The sequence below is a fragment of the Methylotuvimicrobium sp. genome (genome assembly GCF_050611805.1).
GTDB lineage: Bacteria > Pseudomonadota > Gammaproteobacteria > Methylococcales > Methylomonadaceae > Methylotuvimicrobium.
The window spans coordinates 54,176-73,912 of sequence record NZ_JBNGHF010000003.1 but is presented as its reverse complement, the minus strand read 5'-3'; the positions used below and the strand labels follow the sequence as shown (position 1 = coordinate 73,912).

At 47.6% G+C, this 19,737-nt stretch carries 15 protein-coding genes; 6 read left to right on the top strand and 9 right to left on the bottom strand.

Annotation, left to right across the window (positions count from 1 at the left end; translation table 11 throughout):
- Positions 1-354: 354 nt before the first annotated feature.
- The 4 genes from ppdK to ispG form a co-directional block, all read right to left on the bottom strand.
- Positions 355-3,105, bottom strand: coding sequence for a pyruvate, phosphate dikinase (gene ppdK / locus ACRJJO_RS02630; protein ID WP_431064390.1), 2,751 nt, complete (start codon positions 3,103-3,105; stop codon positions 355-357).
- Between the two features lie 76 nt (positions 3,106-3,181).
- Positions 3,182-4,129: a histone deacetylase family protein gene (locus ACRJJO_RS02625; RefSeq protein ID WP_431064389.1), complete on the bottom strand. Its 948-nt coding sequence runs from the start codon at positions 4,127-4,129 to the stop codon at positions 3,182-3,184.
- A 166-nt stretch (positions 4,130-4,295) separates the two neighbouring features.
- A complete protein-coding gene (locus tag ACRJJO_RS02620) occupies positions 4,296-4,790 on the bottom strand; it encodes an ATP-dependent zinc protease family protein (RefSeq protein ID WP_431064388.1) in 495 nt (164 codons plus the stop codon).
- Positions 4,791-4,846: 56 nt separating this feature from the next.
- Positions 4,847-6,073, bottom strand: coding sequence for a flavodoxin-dependent (E)-4-hydroxy-3-methylbut-2-enyl-diphosphate synthase (gene ispG, locus ACRJJO_RS02615; protein WP_431064387.1), 1,227 nt, complete (start codon positions 6,071-6,073; stop codon positions 4,847-4,849).
- Positions 6,074-6,161: 88 nt separating this feature from the next.
- On the opposite strand from ispG, the gene ACRJJO_RS02610 reads away from it, so the two are divergent.
- The 3 genes from ACRJJO_RS02610 to ACRJJO_RS02600 all read left to right on the top strand — a co-directional run bounded on the left by ACRJJO_RS02610 (position 6,162) and on the right by ACRJJO_RS02600 (position 9,795).
- Entirely contained in the window at positions 6,162-6,890 is a 729-nt protein-coding gene (locus ACRJJO_RS02610; protein ID WP_431064386.1) for a metallophosphoesterase, read from the top strand.
- A 399-nt stretch (positions 6,891-7,289) separates the two neighbouring features.
- Positions 7,290-9,566, top strand: coding sequence for a DNA translocase FtsK (locus ACRJJO_RS02605; protein WP_431064385.1), 2,277 nt, complete (start codon positions 7,290-7,292; stop codon positions 9,564-9,566).
- A 19-nt stretch (positions 9,567-9,585) separates the two neighbouring features.
- Complete coding sequence (locus tag ACRJJO_RS02600) at positions 9,586-9,795, top strand: hypothetical protein (protein ID WP_431064384.1); 210 nt, start codon at positions 9,586-9,588, stop codon at positions 9,793-9,795.
- 560 nt (positions 9,796-10,355) lie between these two features.
- Here the strand turns inward: ACRJJO_RS02600 and queG are convergent.
- Positions 10,356-11,447, bottom strand: coding sequence for a tRNA epoxyqueuosine(34) reductase QueG (gene queG / locus ACRJJO_RS02595; protein ID WP_431064383.1), 1,092 nt, complete (start codon positions 11,445-11,447; stop codon positions 10,356-10,358).
- A 272-nt stretch (positions 11,448-11,719) separates the two neighbouring features.
- Here queG and ACRJJO_RS02590 point away from each other — a divergent pair, with 272 nt between their 5' ends.
- Positions 11,720-12,280 (top strand): tetratricopeptide repeat protein, encoded by a 561-nt coding sequence (locus ACRJJO_RS02590; RefSeq protein ID WP_431064382.1) that lies wholly within the window; start codon positions 11,720-11,722, stop codon positions 12,278-12,280.
- A 298-nt stretch (positions 12,281-12,578) separates the two neighbouring features.
- Here the strand turns inward: ACRJJO_RS02590 and ACRJJO_RS02585 are convergent, their stop codons facing one another.
- Positions 12,579-13,148 carry a PEP-CTERM sorting domain-containing protein gene (locus tag ACRJJO_RS02585; protein WP_431064381.1) on the bottom strand — a complete coding sequence of 190 codons (570 nt, stop codon included), beginning with the start codon at positions 13,146-13,148 and terminating at the stop codon, positions 12,579-12,581.
- Positions 13,149-13,953: 805 nt separating this feature from the next.
- Between ACRJJO_RS02585 and ACRJJO_RS02580 the strand changes: the two genes are divergently transcribed.
- The gene (locus tag ACRJJO_RS02580; RefSeq protein ID WP_431064380.1) at positions 13,954-14,373 is read left to right on the top strand and encodes a hypothetical protein; all 420 of its coding nucleotides are present in this window, start codon (positions 13,954-13,956) and stop codon (positions 14,371-14,373) included.
- A gap of 56 nt (positions 14,374-14,429) precedes the next feature.
- On the opposite strand, the gene ACRJJO_RS02575 is transcribed toward ACRJJO_RS02580, so the two are convergent.
- The 3 genes from ACRJJO_RS02575 to ACRJJO_RS02565 form a co-directional block, all read right to left on the bottom strand.
- Positions 14,430-15,299, bottom strand: coding sequence for an HDOD domain-containing protein (locus ACRJJO_RS02575; protein WP_431064379.1), 870 nt, complete (start codon positions 15,297-15,299; stop codon positions 14,430-14,432).
- Positions 15,300-16,031: 732 nt separating this feature from the next.
- Entirely contained in the window at positions 16,032-17,594 is a 1,563-nt protein-coding gene (locus ACRJJO_RS02570) for a flagellar hook-length control protein FliK (RefSeq protein ID WP_431064378.1), read from the bottom strand.
- Positions 17,561-18,757 (bottom strand): alpha/beta fold hydrolase, encoded by a 1,197-nt coding sequence (locus ACRJJO_RS02565; RefSeq protein WP_431064377.1) that lies wholly within the window; start codon positions 18,755-18,757, stop codon positions 17,561-17,563. Before ACRJJO_RS02565 ends, ACRJJO_RS02570 begins: the two co-directional genes overlap by 34 nt.
- Positions 18,758-18,999: 242 nt before the next feature.
- Between ACRJJO_RS02565 and ACRJJO_RS02560 the strand changes: the two genes are divergently transcribed.
- Positions 19,000-19,737, top strand: a complete 738-nt coding sequence (locus ACRJJO_RS02560; RefSeq protein ID WP_431064376.1) for a protein-L-isoaspartate(D-aspartate) O-methyltransferase — start codon at positions 19,000-19,002, stop codon at positions 19,735-19,737.

Sequence of the window (19,737 nt, the reverse complement as noted above, 5' to 3'; positions counted from 1 at the left end):
TTGCCGAGGGTTTTCGGAAGGGCTATCCCTAGCCCTCCGAAAACGAGCGGCATCCCTGCCGCTCCCCTAACGGGCTATTCTCGGCAAAATCGCCAGTGCTCGGCGCGGCCTAACGGGGCCCGGGCGGGAGCTCTAAGCCAAAGCAAATTGGCTGAAGGTTCTAAGTAATTAGATACGCTTTTGTTAAGGGGTCGGTAACTCGCTCGGCAGGACGCCGTGAATACCTCCATGTAGGCTTGATGGCGGCTTTCCCTGCAGCCGACACCTGCCAATCGAGCAACCGAACCCTCCGTAAAATAGGGAAGTTATTTGCGACTAAATCCTAATCTCCAGGTCCGGAGATTGCGGTCACGATTAGAAGTCGATGCTGTATTCGTTTTCAAGCAACTTGGCATGAGCCGCAGCGAGCCTTGCGATAGGAATTCTAGGTGCCGAACATGAGACATAATCCAGTTTGATATGATGGCAAAAGCGGATCGATTCCGGATGTCCGCCTTGTTCGCCGCAAATACCCACTTTGATATCGGGCCGGGTTTGTCGTCCCAATTCAACTGTCATTTTCATCAATTGACCGACACCCTTAGCGTCGAGCACTTCAAACGGGTTATCCGCTAGTAACCCGGATTCATTGTATAAGGGCAAGAATTTGTTTTCGGCGTCTTCTCTGGAAAACGAAAAAGTTGCCTGCGTCAGGTCGTTGGTACCGAACGAGAAAAATTCGGCGACATCGGCCAGTTTTGCCGCGCGCGTGCAAGCCCTGACGGTTTCGACCATTGTGCCGAATTTGAATTCCAAGTCTATGCCATACTGTTTTTCGACCTCTTTTTGAATTTGATCGACGTAAGACTTAACTTTTATCAATTCCTGAACGGTAATGACTTGAGGCACCATGATTTCGGGCAAAATCGGTTTGCGTTGCTTAATACATAGCGCCGCCGCTTCAAGAATCGATCGGATCTGCATTTGGTAGATCTCAGGGTAAGACATGCCTAGTCTGACGCCTCGATGGCCGAGCATCGGGTTTACTTCGTAGAGTTCTTTGACCTTACTCAGCATTAATTCCTTTTTTGCGATCGCTTTGTTGATGACCTCTTCGTTCAGATGATTGAACGGCGACGGCAATAAGGCATGAGAACCCAAGGTGTCGAGCGTAACTTGTTGGCCTTGAATCATGATTTTATATTGATTCAAGGCCCGGATTTCATCTTCCAGTTGATGTTCGCCGGGTAGGAACTCATGCATCGGCGGGTCCAACAGGCGAACCGTGACCGGGTAAGGCGACATGGCCTCAAATAGTTCTTGGAAATCGTCGCGTTGAATCGGGAATAATTTGGCTAAAGCTTCTTGGCGCGCTTCCTTGTTGCCGGCAAGAATCATATCGATGACGAGCGGCAAGCGGTCGGAGGCGTTAAACATGCGTTCGGTGCGGCATAAACCGACTCCGGTAGCCCCATAACTTGCGGCCAAGCGGGCGCGTTCCGGCGTATCGACATTGGCATGCACTTCCAATTCGGCAACTTCATCGGCCCAAGATAACAGGGTTTTCAATTCTTCCGAAAAAGAGGGTTCGATCGTGGGGATTCTGCCTAAAAAGATCAAACCGGTACTGCCGTCGATTGTGATCATATCGCCTTCACGGATATGCAATTCGCCTATGACGGCTTGACGCGAGCGGACGTCGATCTTGATATCCTCCGCGCCGGCTACGCAAGCCTTGCCCATGCCTCTGGCCACAACGGCGGCATGCGAAGTTTTCCCGCCGCGACTGGTCAGAATGCCTTGCGCGGCAAAAAATCCGTGAATATCCTCGGGCTTGGTTTCTTCTCTCAGTAAAATGACCGCTTCGCCCGCACGACCTAATTGTTCGGCCGTGTCGGCTTCGAATACGCATTTACCGCAGGCCGCGCCCGGCGAGGCCGGTAAGCCTTGTGCAACCGCTTCGGCTGTTGAATTAGGGTCGAGTTGCGGATGCAAAAGTTGTTCAAGCAATTCCGGGTTGATCCGCAATAAGGCTCGTTTTTTGTCGATCAGGCCTTCGGCAACCATTTCGACCGACGTTCTGACCATCGCGGCCGCATTCATTTTACCGTTACGCGTTTGCAGGCAATAGAGTATGCCTCGCTCGATCGTATATTCGTAATCCTGAACTTCTTTGTAATGGGTTTCGAGTTTATTGCGTAATTCGACCAGTTGTCGGTAAAGATCGGGCATTTCATTAGCGAGTTCATGCACCGGTTTCGGAGTGCGAATGCCGGCGACAACATCTTCACCTTGCGCATTGACCAAATATTCGCCGTACATCTCATTGGTGCCGGTTCCCGGATTGCGTGTAAAGCCGACCCCGGTCGCGCAGTCGTTGCCCATGTTGCCGAATACCATCGTCACAACATTGACTGCGGTGCCGTTGGCCATTTTCGGCGTGATATGGAATTCCCGGCGGTAATCGACCGCGCGTTTACCCATCCATGAATTAAAAACCGCTTTTATCGATAGTTCCAGTTGTTCATAGACGTCTTCAGGAAAGGGTTTTCCGGTTTCTTCGTGAACCACTTGCAGGAACAGCTCGCTGATTTGGCGTAAATGTTCGGAGTCGAGACCGACATCGGCTTTAATGCCGGCTTGTTTCTTGATGGCATCAAAATGCTGGTCGAATTTTTCGTCGTCAATACCCAAAGCGACCTTGCCGAACAGTTGAATGAAGCGCCGATACGCGTCATAGGCAAAACGCGGGTCGCCGGTTTGATCGATCAAGCCGGCTAGGGTTTGTTTGTTGAGGCCAAGGTTCAAAATCGTATCCATCATGCCCGGCATCGATATCGCCGAGCCTGAACGTACCGAGACTAGTAACGGGTTGTCGCGACCGCCGAATTGTTTTTCGGTTTGCGTTTCGACTTCGGTAATGTGAGCTTTGACTTCATCCATTAAGCCATCGGGTAAGCGCTGGTTATTTATATAATCTAGGCAGGCGGTCGTTGTTATTACAAATCCTGGAGGAACGTTGAGTCCGATTTGCGTCATTTCGCAAAGATTCGCGCCTTTTCCGCCCAACAACATTTTGTTTTTGCCGTCGCCTTTTTGGAACGAGTAAATATATTTTTCAGTCATGGTAGATCCGTATTTGAGCTGATGGAAAAAAGAGAGGGTCTTTGAGTGTCTTTAGCATACGGTAATTCGCAATAAATTAAAAAGCGTTTCTAACAGGGTTCATGAGGGATTTAACATGCGCGGCAACACTCTCGGCCAAAGCTTTAATATGATAACCGCCCTCCAATACGGATAAAACTCGGCCCTTAGCGCTTTCTTCGGCAATGGCTTTTATATTTTCGGTGACCCACTGGTAGTCTTCCGTAGTTAGCCGAATGCCGGCTAACGGATCGTCTTGGTGAGCGTCGAATCCTGCGGATATCAATATCAGGTCAGGCTTGAAATGTTGAACCGCAGGTAAAATAATCGAGCTGTACAGCTCTCTGAATTCGGTGCTGGAAGCCCCAGGATGCATCGGCACATTTACGATGTTGCCGACGCCGGTTTCCTTGGGGTGCCCCGTGCCGGGATAATGGGGCATTTCATGAGACGAAGCGTAGAGTATCTGAGGTTGTTTGTAAAACGCAGCTTGTGTTCCATTGCCGTGATGCACGTCGAAATCGATGATCGCAATCTTGCCGAGGGAATAATGCAACCGTGCATATTCCGCCGCGATGGCAATATTATTGAATAGGCAAAAGCCCATCGGTCGATCGGGTTCGGCATGATGTCCGGGCGGGCGAACCGCGCAAAAAGCGGAAGTCGCCTGATCTGTGCAGAGTTTATCCACTGCATCGCAAACGGCAGCGACCGCTAGTAAGGCGGCGGTCCCGGAGCCGGGAGAGAGGATGGTGTCGTGATCGAGCGCATGCAAGCCCTGGTTGGGAATGCTGTTGAGAATGCCGTCGATCATCGCTGGACTATGAATTAACGCAACTTTTTCTTGAAGATCATCGCGCCATTTAGGTTGCACCCGGATCAAGTGCTTAAAATTCGGCGCGTTTAAGGCTTCGTCGATTGCCAGTAGCCTAGCGGCGCATTCAGGGTGGCCGGGGCCGGTATCATGCTCTAAAAAGGCCGGATGTGTGTAGTACAATGTGGGCATGCGTTTTAGTTCTGACGATAAATAATTGCTTAGACTTTTTTGTTAGCAGTTAGCAGTTAGCAGTGAATAGTGAATAGTGAATAGTGAATAGTGAATAGTGAATAGAATTAGCGAAATAAGACTTATTGTTATTGACCGCTAAACCGGCAAAGCTATGGTCAATATCTCAAGTACGTTGCTCAGGCGTCGAGTTTTGGGTCATTTCGAACATCGTTCGATCCGGTTTGCCTTGGATATAGGACGCTCCCGGGTCGATAATAAATTGACCGCGCATCGCGGTTCTACCTAGCAGCATACGGAATTTCATGTTGTCGCGATTGGTTAAGGTCAGTTCTGCTGTGATCAGTGAAGTGCCAAGAAGAAGTTCGGTTTCAATCACATAACGGCGACTTTTGTGTCCGCCGGAGTCGGTAACCATGCGCAGATCTTTAACTTGGGCATGGCATTCGATGACCGTATCGATGCGATGTTGGTCGGGGTGAATGTTGAACATGATCCAATGGTCCTTGCCTTTTTTATAGGGATCGATATAAAAGGCGTGTAATGCCGAAGTGCGAGCGCCGGTATCGATTTTGGCTTTTATCCGGGGAATATTTAAACTCGGTAAGGCCAGCCATTCTCTCCAGCCTAATTTTGGCAGTTCAACAAATTCTGAAGTCATTGTGTCTGATCCATTAATAAAGCCCCGGTATCAAAACCGGGGCTTATGGTTGCCAACTAACGAGCCGAATCTCCGTAGTGCGTTTCAATATAGCGTTCGACCAGCGCTTGAAATTCCTCGGCTATATGATCGCCTTTTAAGGTGACTGTTTTGACACCGTCTTCATAGACCGGAGCAACCGGGGTTTCGCCGGTACCGGGCAAGCTGATGCCGATACTGGCATTCTTGCTTTCTCCGGGACCGTTGACGACGCAACCCATGACCGCGACTTCCATTTCTTCGACGCCAGGATATTTAGTGCGCCAAGACGGCATACTGACGCGTAGATAATTTTGAATTTCCATCGCCAATTTTTGGAAATAGTCGCTGGTCGTACGGCCGCAGCCGGGGCAGGCGATAACCATCGGAGTAAACGAACGAAAGCCCATGGTTTGCAGTATTTCCTGCGCAACGACAACTTCTTGGGTTCTGGCGGTGCCGGGCTCCGGCGTGAGCGAGATGCGAATCGTGTCTCCGATGCCCTGTTGCATGAGGACGGATAGCGCGGCCGAAGAGGCTACGATGCCTTTCGAGCCCATGCCGGCTTCGGTTAGGCCGAGGTGTAACGCGTAATCGCAGCGTTTACTCAGGTCTTGATAAATGCTGATCAATTCCTGAACGTTGCTGATTTTACAAGACAATAAAATTTTGTTGGCGGGTAGGCCTATTTCTTCGGCGCGGGCCGCGCTTTCGAGTGCCGAGACGATGATTGCTTCTCGAGTAACGGCAGGTAGTTCGTCCGGATTTTCTTTTTGTCTGTTTTCATCCAAAAGGCGCGTTAAAACCGCTTGATCCAGACTACCGCCGTTAACGCCGATTCGAACGGGCTTGTCGTAGCGGCAAGCGAACTCGATCATTTGTTGAAATTGTGGATCGCGGTTTTTACCGCGTCCGACATTCCCGGGATTGATGCGATATTTATCTAAGGCTTCGGCGCAGGCGGGGTATTTTTCGAGTAATTTATGTCCATTAAAATGGAAATCGCCGACGATCGGAACGGTAAAACCTTTTTGATTGAGTTGGTTGCGGATTTCGGGAACGGCTTTAGCCGCGTCTTCGGAGTTGACGGTAATCCGTACGATTTCCGAGCCGGCCTTCGACAGTTCCATGACTTGGTTGACTGTCGCTTTGATATCGGCGGTATCGGTATTGGTCATCGATTGAACGACGATTGGCGCGCCGCCGCCCACTTTGATGTCGCCGATTTGAACTTGATGGGTAATTTTTCTTGGGCTGATTGACATAGACTTAAATCTTTATGGAAATGGTTGACATTATCTGAAAGAATGATCGCAATTATACTCTATACGGACAATTCTAAAGAGTTAAATCGTGAAGATTAATTATTTTTCTGATGTTCATTTGGAATTCGGCAATTTACAAACACCAAGCAATGACGCCGACATCATCATTGCCGCCGGCGATATCGGTGTAAACAAACAAGGAGTGGATTGGCTGAAAACTTTCAATAAACCGGTCATTTATGTAGCCGGCAATCACGAATTTTATACCGGGGAATATTATGAAGTGCTGAAAATGTTACGAATGGAATGTGCGGGAAGCCGAGTTCATTTTTTGGAAAATAATCTCTTCATTTATCAGGATGTCAGGTTTCTGGGATGCACGCTATGGGCGGATTTAATGATAGACGGAGTAGAGACGGCTGAGGCGTTAGGGAAAACTTTGAATGATTTTAGAAAAATTACCTATAACGGTCATGCTTTCGATATTGAAAGCTTTTATAAATTACATCAGCGATCGAAACAATGGCTTGAAGCCGAATTGCGACGGCCATTCGACGGCAAAACCGTAGTAGTGACACATCATGCGCCTACTTCATGGAGTTGGAACGATTCGCCTTATGCATTGAAAAAATTTGCTTATTGTAATGATTTAAAAGCCTTTTTGCATGAGTACGAGGTAGCGGCTTGGTTTCATGGCCATGTGCACAGCATAAGCGATTATCGTATCGCCGGCGCTCGAATACTTTGCAATCCAAGAGGTTATATGGGGCGTAAAACGGTTGACGGTTTTGATGTGAATAAGGTCGTTGAGATTTGATGGCTGTGTATGGGGTTAGCAGTGAGCGGTTAGCGGTAAGTCGTGAAGGGTAAGTGTAAGTATGCCCCTCGTAGATCAAAATTCGGCGCCGGGGTGCCCGTCAAAGGACGCCGTGAATACGTCCCTGTAGGCTCTATGCCAGCTCCATGCTGGCAAAGCCTTAGCCGAGCACCCCGACACCTCCTCAGGCACTGCCGAAATTTGAAGTACGAAAGGTATATTCTTTCCCTTCCCGGATCTTCACCGAAATTTGAAATTCTGCTTTCGGCAGCTTCCGCATCGACGTATTTGCGCTAGGTTAGCGATCATCTATTTCCCCGATCTGGGGCTAATTCATGTTATATATTCAATTAATCATCTATAATTATGTTTTATCGAATAAATTAAGAGAACTTGTTTATGTCTGCAGTGATTGAAGAAAAAACATTTCGAGGTTTGCGAGAGGTTGCCTTATTAGGTTTGGCGGCCTGTGCATTGTTCTTTTTAATTTCACTCGTCACTTTTAGTAATGAAGATGCCGGCTGGACCCATAGCGGCAGCGGGCAAGGCATCAATAACGCCGGCGGCATGGTTGGTGCCTGGCTGGCCGATTTTACACTCAGCGTTTTCGGATTGATGGCGTATTTGTTTCCGATCATGATAATTCGCCAAGCCTATTTGATGTATGTCGGAAAAAGCCGTGAAACCGGTAAACTGAGTATTGCGGTTAGTTGGTTGGGGTTTATTGCTACCTTGATGGCTGGTACTTCATTGATATATCTGCATTTTCTGAGAATTCGTATGGATTTGCCCGGTTCGACCGGCGGCATTTTAGGCCAGGAAACCGGGGATATTTTTGTGTTGGCGTTGGGAGATTCCGGTGCGACCTTAATGTTATTAGCGATTCTATTGGCCGGTGTAACGTTATTTACGGGCTTGTCTTGGTTTAAATTGATGGATGGCGTGGGTAAATACACCTTACTGTTTTTTCGTTGGTTAGGCCAAGGACTGTTCGGGGTGCTACAAAACCAATATGAAAGACGGGTCGCGGAGTCTCCGGTTTCGGCCAAGCCTCGTGAAAAAACGAAAGGAAAAATCCTGAAAAAAACCAAAGCCGCTCCAGTAGTGGATTTGCAAGAAGAATCGTTTGTTCCACCGAGTAAAGCCAAGCCAAAGAAAATCGATTTTAGTAAGGTTTCAGAAGGCGAATTGCCGCCTTTATCGTTGCTCGATGAACGCAATATCCGGGTCAAAGGTTATTCGCCAAACGAATTGGAGGATATGTCCCGTTTGGTCGAGGAAATACTACAGGATTTCAATGTCGTGGCCGAAGTGGTTGCTGTCCATCCCGGCCCGGTAATCACTCGTTTCGAATTGCAACCCGCGGCCGGCGTTAAAGTCAGTCGAGTCAGTAGTTTGTCGAAAGATCTCGCGCGCGCGTTATCGGTAACCAGCGTTCGTATCGTCGAAGTCATTCCCGGCAAGCCTTATATCGGGTTGGAGATCCCGAATCAGGAGCGAGAAATGGTCACGCTTCGTGAGCTATTGGCTTCGCAAGGTTTCGAGAAAGCTAAATCGCCGCTGACCTTGGCGATGGGCAAGGATATTTCCGGTGCGCCGGTCGTTGCCGACCTAGGCAAGATGCCGCATGCTTTGGTAGCCGGTACGACCGGTTCCGGTAAGTCGGTTGCGATCAATACGATGATTTTGAGCCTGCTATACCGAGCCACGCCGAAAGAGGTTCGAATGATCATGATCGACCCGAAAATGTTGGAACTGTCGGTTTATGAAGGCATTCCGCATTTATTGACGCCGGTCGTGACCGATATGAAAGAGGCCAGTAATGCCTTGCGTTGGGCCGTTGCCGAAATGGAGCGCCGATACAAGTTGATGTCCAAGATGGGCGTCAGAAATCTGGCCGGTTTCAATCAATTGATCAACGATGCCGATGCGAAAGGTGAAAGTATACGCGATCCGTTTTTCGTGTTGGAGAGACCGCTCGAAGAGGGCGAGGAATTTCCGGTTTTGACGACCTTGCCGAGTATCGTGATCGTAATCGACGAACTGGCCGATATGATGATGATCGTCGGCAAAAAAGTCGAGGAGTTGATCGCGAGATTGGCGCAAAAAGCGCGGGCGGCCGGCATTCATTTGATTCTGGCGACGCAACGTCCGTCGGTCGATGTCTTGACCGGTTTAATCAAGGCCAACGTACCGACCCGGATATCGTTTCAGGTCTCTTCGCGCATCGATTCCCGGACTATTTTGGATCAGGGCGGGGCGGAAACGCTATTGGGTAACGGCGATATGTTGTTTTTGCCCTCAGGAACCAGTATTCCCATTCGCGCACACGGTGCGTTCGTCGACGATCACGAAGTGCATCGTATTGTCGAGTTTCTTAAAGAAACGGGTCCTGCCGATTATTTGGACGAAATTACGCAAGAGCGAAGCGATAATAGCGATGGGTTCGGCGGGCTTTCCGATACTGATAGTGAAACCGATGCGCTTTACGACGAGGCGGTTCAGTTTGTTACCGAAACGCGTAAGGCGTCGATATCCAGTGTGCAGCGCCGTTTTAAGGTCGGCTATAACCGTGCGGCCCGCATGATTGAAGATATGGAGGCTGCAGGTGTCGTGAGTCCGGCGGAATCTAACGGTTCGCGCGAAGTATTGGCGCCACCGCCGCCGAAAGAGTGATGTTGCGTAGAGCTCGAAAATGAATATAGCACTGGTTGGCGGTTTGATTTTGATCGTTTCCCTCGTCGGAGGCTGGTTGTTGTCGGCACAAAAAAAATCGGAAGAAAAACCGATCAAGATTATGCTCTTCATGGTGTATTTCTGGCTGTTGTTTTTTGGTCAACTGGCCATTTTGGCGATCGTCTATTACTACGATAAAAAATACGGCCTTGAATGGATCATCAGATAATTCGATTTTGTAATTATTCTACGGAAACAATCGATTCGTTTGTAAGTATTCAGTCCACCTCTTTGAAAAAGAGGGGCTAGGGGAGATTTTTTAAAATAAATCCCCCTCAATCCCTAATGTATCCCCACAAAATAGCCAAATAAAACAATTTTCTATGGCTGAAAAATTGATAGATATATTGATTTTTTTTCATCGTTCCTACGCTCTGCGTGGGAATGCATTCCGGGAAGCTCTGCGTCCCCAGAGGTCGATAATCCCGACAAGAGCAACGATACAAAAAATATGGCCTTGAATGGGTTATCAGCTAATGCAATTTTGTATACCCGTCGTAGATCAAAATTCGGCGCCTGGGTGTCCGTTAAAGGACGCCGTGAATACGTCCATGTAGGCAAAGCCTTTATCGGACACCCAGGCTCCTTCTCTGGCACTGCCGAAATTTGAAGTGCGAAAGGTATAATTATTCTCCGGGATCAATCGATTCGTTTACTTCTTATGAGGCTTCGATTTAGACCATCTGTTTTGTTTCATAGAAGCATTACGATTCGAATCCAGGAGCGTCACTAGAGGTGACTTCCGGCTTTTTTTATTTTTTTGATCTGCAGGGCGATAGCCCATAAAACATGTTCTTTGACCAAGTCGGACGGATGTTCGAGCTTGGTTTTCAAGGCCGAAACGATCGATTCCGAATAAGGGGCGTTACCGAGCGCGACCGCAATATTTCTTAGCCAGCGCTCGTGACCGATTCTTCGTATCGCCGAGCCTTCGGTATATTTCAGAAAAGTCGGTTCGTCCCATTCAAAAACTTCGAGTAATTGCCGGCTGTTGAGTTGCTGTCTGGGATTGAAATCTTTTTCGTCGGTCAAGCGGGCGAAGCGGTTCCATGGGCAAACGATCTGGCAGTCGTCGCAACCGTAAATTCGGTTGCCGATCAACGGTCTTAACGGTTCCGGAATCGATCCGTGTAATTCGATCGTCAAGTATGACACGCACAAGCGCGCGTCGACTTGATAGGGTGCAACGATCGCCCGTGTCGGGCAGATGTCGAGGCACGCCATACAACTTCCGCAATGATTGCCGGCTTTTGTATCGGGCGGCAGAGCTAAATCGGTATAAATCTCGCCGAGAAAGAACCAAGAGCCGGCCTTACGATTGATGACATTGGAATGCTTGCCTATCCAGCCCAGTCCGGCTTTCTCGGCCAACGCTTTTTCGAGAACCGGCGCGCTGTCTACGAACACCCGGTAGCCGAAGTCGCCGATTTCGTTTTTAATCCGGTCGGCCAGTTTTTGGAGGCGCTGTCTCATTAACTTGTGATAATCCCGGCCCAAGGCATATCTTGAAATATAAGCGGCTAGTGGTTCTTCAAGGTTGCGATTCATCGCTGCTGGAGGCTCGGGCAAATAGTCCATGCGCACCGAAATAACACTGCGCGTTCCCGTCTGTAAAACGGCAGGCCGGCTGCGTTTGAGTCCGTGCCGCTGCATATAATCCATTTCGCCGTGAAAACCTTTGTCCAACCAATGATTGAGATGGGCCTCTGCTTCGGCCAAATCGGTGTCGGCGATGCCGACTTGTTGAAAACCCAATTCCAGACCCCATTGTTTGATCCGTTGAGTCAGGGAAGAAAGCTGGTTTATGTTTGTTGTAGTCATTGATGATTGCGCTATTCACTCGATTGCTTTGAGTTTAATGGTTTAACAGGCTCGAGTGGGTTTCTGTTCCTGTCAGGTTCTTGCACTGTTGATGCTCGATTAGAATTCGTGTTCTGAAGGTGTTTCGAATATACTGCAACGGATGGCATCAATTGATGTGATGCGAAATTTTTTTTCGAGTTGGTAGGATTAATTTCAGCCACTTAGCTTTAATTTAATTTCCGGTCGATTTTGTTTACCGGTCAATTAAACCTTTATTGAATAGTATTTAAATGCGATTGAACAAGTACTTTATATCCATGCTGCCGATGCTGACGGTCGGTTGTGCCGGTTTAACCGGACAACAGGCGGCCGCTCCGGTTGAACCGTATTATAAAACACCGGTTCCGCAACCGGCGAAGCCTATCGTCAAAGAAAAGCCAGTTGCGCCGCCGGAGGTCAAAGCTGCTCCCTTAGAACCGCCTGCCCCTCCGGCGTGGGCAACCCCTGCCGAAAAAGTGCAATCGACTCAATTGAGTCCGGTTGCAATTGCGATGATTTCCGATGCGGACCGAAGCGCCGGTGCGGGTAATCTTGATTCGGCGGCTGCTGTTTTGGAGAGAGGGCTAAGAATCGAGCCGAGAAACGCGACTTTGATTTATAAATTGGCTGAAGTTCGTCTTAAACAAGCGAAGCCTAAACAAGCCGAGGACTTGGCTAAAAAATCGGCGATATTGGCGGGTTCCGATAGCAGGTTAAAAAAACGTTGCTGGCTCTTGATCGCCGAAGCAAAAAAAATGCAAGGGGATTTGGCGGGGGCTATGGATGCGCGATTGAAAGCCGAAAATTTGTAAATGATAGTTGAAAGTTCGATTAGAGCTTTCAACTTCGCAAAACTATGTTGATCGGCTAGTACCCAGTCATTTTTACAATGTCGGGTAAAAATCGTTTAGCTCGGCGTAAATCCGCTTTACTTTTACCTGTGAAGACAAGATTGGCTGAGTACTAGGGTATTAATTTTAAAAAGAGCAGTTTATTAAATCATTGAGGCTCTAAACTGCCCATCCTTTGCGTTCAGGTCGATCGCTATTTGAGTACTTGAACTGCTCTTCCGGAGTTGAGGGTTGTTGCTACACAATGCCCGACTTGTTTCTACTCGGCGCGATTGCGGCGAAAAACGTTCAGACTTGCTAAAGCGATTCCGAACAGAACCAATGCGCCGGGAAGCGGAACCGGAGCAGAAAAGTTGCTAATTGTTGATTGAGCTCGACCAAAGAGGCTGTCCAATGATGCTTGGCGAAAACCGAATACATCTCCAAGCTGAACATTAAATTCAAAAACACCGGATTGAGTTAAAGAGCCTCCATCTGCCGATAAAGCATATTCAGTGCCGTTATGGAGAAAAGACAACGGATCCCATTCGGCTGATTCATCGGTTGTTTCATAAGACCAATTGAATGAGAGCATGCCGGTAGCATCCGCGCTTATTGTAAAGTCGATAGTTGCAAAGAGTTCTTCCGGATCAATGGCGTTATCGCCTCCAATCAATGTAATGGAGTTTGGTGCATTGTTAAGGTCGATAGAGGCATCGGATCCTGGGGTAATCGCAGTTTGCCAATTACTAACATCATAATAGCCCTCGAAACTAGCGTTTGCCGGCGAGATAACGATCATAGTGCCTGCGATTATAAATGATTTAAATAGCTTTATTTTATGCTTCATGGTGATAATCCTTGTTATTGAGGTCAGAAGAATGGATTTTTGATATATTAAGCAAAATTGTTGCCTATATGTTAATTCTATTTAAAAACAATCGCTTATGTTTTAATAGAAAAAAAGAAGTTGATTGTTTGTAAAAATAGCTGACAAATTATCGGCGCCTTGTTGTTTTTTAAAATTATTGAATCGTTGAGCTAATATGAAATATTTTTATGCGCATTGTTCCAAGAAAAGCCCAATCAATTGGGTGAAGCAACTCGCTCTTTTATCCTAAGACGCCCGAAAAATCTATTTGTCGGCAAATGGTTTGTTAATGCTTAAATCGCTATCAATTATGAAAAAAATAGAACTTATTTGAAAAATACAATATTATCTAAGAACCTGGAAGATTGGTTTTTTTCATTCTATAGATTTTAATATGGTAGGAAAATATTTAATTATCAATGGTTAATCTATTTTTGGTTTATATGTTTTTTTATCGTGGGTGTTGCGGCAGCAGGGAACTACCGTCAGTATCTGATTTCAGGTTTTCTTGATTAAGTTTAACTATCCTAGAGGGTTCAGGTGTTTGGGTTCCTCGACAGGCAATGTCTCGCGCCTTCATGAAGATGAACGATTCCGTGTGCGAACGAATTTGGTAAACAAATGCTTGAAAGGTATTCGGCATCTCTCGGGATAAGTGTAAATAAAGTCGACAATCCCGATTTTCGTTAATGCTAGTCTACGTGAGTCGTGGTCCTAAAATTTAATTTTTTATAAAAGACAGGGTCCGAGAATTTTTCTTTATTCTTTTTGAATGGGTTTAACTATGAAAAAAATGATTATGCTTGGGATTTTCCTATCTGCCGGGATGGCTGGCGAGGTTGCCGCTGACTGTGAGCCAACGACAAAACTTTCGCCTACCGCCTTAACTACTCTTTTACCGGGTAATACTGTTTGTGCTCAAAAGGCTAATGGCGATAAATGGCAGGAATTTCATGAGCCAAGCGGAAAGTTATTCGACTATAAGAAAGGCCCGAACGATCCGATTGATCCGACTAAAGAATTAGGAATATGGGAATTTGCCAGTCGAGGTCAGATTTGTTACCGCTACGGTGGCGGTGCATTTAATTATTGTTACTCTATTCATAAAGTACCCGATCAAGAGCTTTACCAGTTTTGCAATACAAATGGTTTGGACGTAACGGCAAGCATTGTACCGGGAAATAATGGCTGCGGATTTAATTGAGGCGGTTTTATAAAAATTAATAACGGGCCATTCTTACCGCTAGTAGGTCTGAGCAATCAAAATATCAAAGTCGCTCCCGGTCTAATAATTCCCAAGATCTCGAATGCTTGTAATGAGGCATCCAGCGTTAAAGGCTTAATCGATTCGTCGCTAAGGCCTAATGTCTCCCAGGCTTCCGGCAGATAGGTCGGGTTGAAGTCTTCGAAGTCATAGGTTTTTACCGAGCAGGGCTCGATACTCGCGGCGATTTTAGCCGCCACATGCAGGATGCACGCATCTTGAAGGATATCGTCCGCTTTCATCGGATCGGTTTGCGCAGCGACTAATTGCCAAATGCTGCTCGGTAATTTCCATTCCTTCAATAATTCGGCGCCGAGTTCGGCATAGGTAAAACCGAAAATGCGTTGCTCGGCTTCGGCGACCGCATCCTCGCCTTGGTCTTTAAAACTCAAGGCTTCGCCGGCTTTTTCCGGAAACTGGCTAAACAAAATCAACTTGCCGATGCTATTTAATAAGCCGGCGATGAAAAAACGTTCGCGCTCCCTTCTCTTACATTGTTCTGCCAATAGTCGGGCCAATACGCCGCAGGTGATGCTGTGATACCAAAACGTCTCCATGTCGACCAAGTCTTCCGGAATGTCCTGAAAGGTCGATGCCACCGACGTCGCGATAACTATATTTCGTAATTCTTGCCGGCCAATCATCGAAATCGCGCGAGAAACCGTATCGACTTTTCCCGGAAATCCATAATAGGCACTATTTACCAATTTTAACAATTGGGCTGTCAATGCCGGGTCGTGAACGATGATTTCTTCCAATTGATCGTTGCTGGCTTTATCGGAGCTTAGGAGTCCATTGACGCGCAATGCAACATCCGGCAAGGTATATAAAGAACCGACTTTTTCGATCAATGACTTAGGTACCATAATGCTCTCTCGAACTTTGTTTTTTAAAGTGATGATAAGTATAGGTGCTCTAGTAAATTTTGCGTAATTATTCACATCCCCCTATCGTTCCCACGCTATAGCGTGGGAATGCAGCCCGAGACGCTCTAGCGTCTCGTACCGCTGGAGCGGTACTCAGGCATTCCCACGCAGAGCGTGGGAACGATAATTACGCGGGACTGAATAGTTCGACTTTTTCATGTTTCCTCGTTCCCACCGCTCCAGCGTGGGAATGCATACCGATCTTGCCTCGGCTGACAAGGTATGGGTTCCCACGGAGGACCGTGGGAACCAGAAAAAAATTACTGTTTTGCAATCTTAGCCAATGAGGCCTCGATACCATTTTTTGTCGCCCAACGTTCCCGACTTTCCCTCACCTAGCGTTAGGTGAGGGACGATCTGAGGATCGCTCCCACAGAGCATCCGGCCCCCTTTTGGGAGCGACGCCTTCGTCGCGATTTCGAAGCCACTGATGTTCCATATCCGCAGATTTATCAAACAACACCGTTTCCAGGTATACGATGACCTCTGTTTAGCAAGTTTACCGATACTTTTATATAACGATGAGCGCAGAGCGTGGGAACGATAATTACGCGGGACTGAATAGTTCGACTTTGTCATGTTTAAGTATTTGAATATTTTTGTGTCTTTCGTGGACAAAATGCTTTTTCTATGATGATTAAGAGATAGCGAATCCGAACAACATTTTTGTGGTCATGCCTTTTCATTAATCAAACCCATTGGTATCAATGGGGCGCTTTCCTGCCTGGGCGGCGTGCCGTCCAAAGCATCGATATAGCCGGGATTGAGTCCTTCGGCTTCTAATTGTTTTTTTAAATGTTCGATATTCTGTTTGATAAGGCCGGTTACTGTCTCTTGTTCGCTCCAAAAATGCGCATTGATTTTGTCGTCCAAATAAGACAATTTGCAGTGCAGCGTTCCTAAATTAGGCGGCGTTATCGTCAAAAAAACCGACCATTTGGTTTGTTCGTCCTGTTCGGAACCGTTACGTTTATCGCGCTCGATTTCTATTTTGACAGATTGCGCCTTGCTTTCGCCGAGGAATGGTATTTCCAGAAGCCAGACTTGTTTCGGCGAGTCGTCCTTGGGTAATGAGGCGAGTTGATCCAGAGTCAACTTAGCGACGCTATTTTCGGTCTTTTGCAGCAAATTTTTGAGTTGTTCCATTTCCGTAGCGTTGACCGGTTTTTCCGATTGAGGGGCCGTTTCCGGTTTGAGAATCTGGATCAATTTGAGTAATAAGCCTTTGAAATCCGATTTGAGAAGATCCGGTTGCTGTTTGGTCAATTCGAGCAATCGGGATTCGAGGAACAAACCGGAACGTTCGACTGCCGTTTTAAGTGTCTTACCGTCGGTCAATTGTTCCGGTCTTTGGAGATTTTGCAGTATTTCTTGGGCTAATTTTATCAATGTTTCGGAAACGGTTTTATTGGTTTGCAGAGACGGCAAGTCGGCAATGAGTTGATTGAGTAGTACGGTTGGCGTTTCGTGTCTCGGTAAAATGTCACGGACGACTGCCGGAATGTCACGGCGCGCGATCGGTAAGGTTTCGATTCCGCCGGTATTTTCGCGGCCAAGGGTAGCCGGAATATCTCTGAGAGTTGCCGGTACGATTTTAATTTCCCGGGATTGTCCGTGCCGGGCAATCTCCACAATAACGTTTTGTCCGGGCTTCAGATTTTGAACGGAATTTTTATCGGCCCGTAATTCAACCGTTTGCCAAGGCGTGCCCGCAGTTGATTTATCGGTCGAAAACGAAAGTTGAATTCTATCCGGGCCTACCGATACGACTTTAGCCTGTATCGATTCACTGGACGGTGGCGGTAAGCGGTTAAACGAGGTCTTGTCGGGCGTGGCGGTATCGAGTTTGGTTGCAGGAGCAGCCGCTTGTTCCGTTAGGGTAACCGGAGCGTTTTTGGTCTGTGACGGATTGGAATCTATTTTAAATTCGAGCGTCGGTATCAGCCGGGTAACGATGAGTTTTAAGGGTTGGCCATTTTCCAATGGTAAAGGCCGGTTGCTTTGAACCTCTACGGTATGATCGTTAATTTTTAAAGCGATGCCAGTTTGTTTGTTGTCGATTCGAATCACTGTAGCATCGAGCGCTTGACCGATTTTTTGTGCCAACGGATGATCTTTTACCTTGGCTAACGCGGTAAGCGTTTGAGTATTGACCGGTAATTTTATGTCCACCGCGACGACCTCAATCAGTATTCGTTCGGTTATTTGTGTTTCGCAATCAACGATTCGAGCCATCGATCGATTTTATCTACGATTTCTCGGCGCAACTTCGGTTTGGAAAACAATTGTTCGTGATGGCTTTTTCCGATAAGCGGCACGACTTCGTTCAGGGGGTGTTTTTCGATTGTTACGGCCGCGAAGTCGATGTTACCCCAAGCTGCGGTAATTGGGTCGAATTCGGAATAAATCAACAAATAGGGCGTGTCGAAATCGGCCATGTTTCGTCTGAATTGAATGATTTCCTTTTGCACGCCTTGCACGTAACGCAGTATCGTCCGATGCATGATGTAGCGATCATGTTTATGGCGTAAGCGCTCGACTTCCCAATCGCTGAGATAGGCTGAGACCCAGTCCGGGCTGCTGGGTGAAAATAAGTTTCGCATGCCGGGCAACGACAAAAATTCGATGATGCCGTTTTGTAAAGGCACGGTTAGCAAAGCCGTGATTTGATTGAACAGCATCAGCGGGAATGCTTCGTCATGCGGATGGAGGAAATGCTCCTGAGTATGATAGGAAAAACGGATCAAAGGGTTTTGAAACCAACCGCGCCAGCCCGGGACTTCGGTCACCGCGAACGCGGGGCCAGTAAAAATGATGCCGTCGACCGAATTTTGTAGTTTGGCTTCGAGTAAATAAGAAGCGCTGACCAATGACCCGAGGCTATGCGATAGAATAACCAGCGGCTTGTCGTCTCCCGCACTTTCATCGCAGCGTTGTCTCAGATGCTGGATCGCCAATCCCACGTCGCTACGCATCGCATCGAGGTTTCTGAGTTGGGCTTGTTTCAAAAACGCCGAGCCGACATCAAACTCATCGGCGCCGGCTTTGAGGCTTTCATGCGCCTCTAAATAGACCGGATTACTCAAACCATGTGCGGTCATATCGATGCCGGCGACGAGGTAACGGTTTGCGAAATGCCGGGCGATTTCAGCATAGCGGCCGGTGTGTTCGTTCATGCCGTGTACGATCAAAATACAAGCTTGGATGTCGTCGGTCGATTGCGAGGGTTGCCGGATTTGCATATGACGCCGTGATTCGCCGTTTTCCACCGGCAAAAAAATCGACTCTCCCCAAATCGGGAAAGGTTCCGTTGCGATTTGCGAATGCGAACAGCCGCTCCCGATAAGCGGCAGGGCTAAACAGCACGAAAAAGCGATAAGCTTGAAAGAGTTTGTCATAAAGTGAAGAATGCGACTCGGTTGGGTTTTTGGCAATGATTTTTTTGATCATGATAAGCAGGTGATGCCAACATCCCGATTAACGAAGATTTCGATTCACAATAAACCGAACTTTTTACGCTGACAAGTCTCGTAAATGATGAATCCGGCATGATTCATTTCATATTGAGACGCGGTTTATCATAACTAAGCCTAGACCTTTTCGGCGAATGCTGAAATGATCGGCGAGGAGGACGAAAACAGTGAATAAACAATTCCGATTATTATTTTTTGCATTCATGCTGTTTGGTGTGACTAACTATGCGCTGGCCGGCGAGATGGCCTATGAGCGGCAGCGCAATAGCCTGGTCGATGCGATTCAAGCAGATGTCAGGTCGACAAGCTATTTTCTCGGCAAAGACGCGTTGGATGAGAAAGTTTTGCAGGCCTTGCGTAAAGTGCCCCGGCATGAATTCGTGCAGGAGGCTCAGCGTCTTAATGCCTATCTGAATAGACCGTTGCCGATCGGATATGGGCAGACGATCTCTCAGCCCTATATCGTCGCGATCATGACCGATTTGTTGGACCTTGACGAAAATAGCCGCGTATTGGAAATCGGTACCGGTTCGGCTTACCAGGCAGCCGTTTTAGCGGAAGTGGCAGGTAGCGTCTATACGATAGAAATTATCGATGCTTTGGCGGAACGGGCCGCGGGTGATCTAAAACGCTTAGGCTACGATAAGGTACACTCGCGCGCGGGCGACGGTTATTATGGCTGGGAAGAGGCTGCGCCGTTCGATGCGATCATGGTGACCGCGGCCGCCAGTCATATTCCGCCGCCGTTGATTAAGCAATTGAAACCGGGCGGACGCATGATCATTCCGGTCGGAGGCCGTTTTACCGTGCAGCATCTCGTGCTGGTGAACAAGGATCAAGAAAACCGCATTACGAGCCGACAGTTATTGCCGGTCAGATTTGTGCCTTTAACGGGAGATCGTTAA

Coding starts and splice junctions, on each gene's coding strand:
- ppdK (WP_431064390.1), bottom strand. CDS start 3,105: ATGACTGAAAAATATATTTACTCGTTCCAAAAAGGCGACGGCAAAAAC.
- ACRJJO_RS02625 (WP_431064389.1), bottom strand. CDS start 4,129: ATGCCCACATTGTACTACACACATCCGGCCTTTTTAGAGCATGATACC.
- ACRJJO_RS02620 (WP_431064388.1), bottom strand. CDS start 4,790: ATGACTTCAGAATTTGTTGAACTGCCAAAATTAGGCTGGAGAGAATGG.
- ispG (WP_431064387.1), bottom strand. CDS start 6,073: ATGTCAATCAGCCCAAGAAAAATTACCCATCAAGTTCAAATCGGCGAC.
- ACRJJO_RS02605 (WP_431064385.1), top strand. CDS start 7,290: ATGTCTGCAGTGATTGAAGAAAAAACATTTCGAGGTTTGCGAGAGGTT.
- ACRJJO_RS02600 (WP_431064384.1), top strand. CDS start 9,586: ATGAATATAGCACTGGTTGGCGGTTTGATTTTGATCGTTTCCCTCGTC.
- queG (WP_431064383.1), bottom strand. CDS start 11,447: ATGACTACAACAAACATAAACCAGCTTTCTTCCCTGACTCAACGGATC.
- ACRJJO_RS02590 (WP_431064382.1), top strand. CDS start 11,720: ATGCGATTGAACAAGTACTTTATATCCATGCTGCCGATGCTGACGGTC.
- ACRJJO_RS02585 (WP_431064381.1), bottom strand. CDS start 13,148: ATGAAGCATAAAATAAAGCTATTTAAATCATTTATAATCGCAGGCACT.
- ACRJJO_RS02580 (WP_431064380.1), top strand. CDS start 13,954: ATGAAAAAAATGATTATGCTTGGGATTTTCCTATCTGCCGGGATGGCT.
- ACRJJO_RS02575 (WP_431064379.1), bottom strand. CDS start 15,299: ATGGTACCTAAGTCATTGATCGAAAAAGTCGGTTCTTTATATACCTTG.
- ACRJJO_RS02570 (WP_431064378.1), bottom strand. CDS start 17,594: ATGGCTCGAATCGTTGATTGCGAAACACAAATAACCGAACGAATACTG.
- ACRJJO_RS02565 (WP_431064377.1), bottom strand. CDS start 18,757: ATGACAAACTCTTTCAAGCTTATCGCTTTTTCGTGCTGTTTAGCCCTG.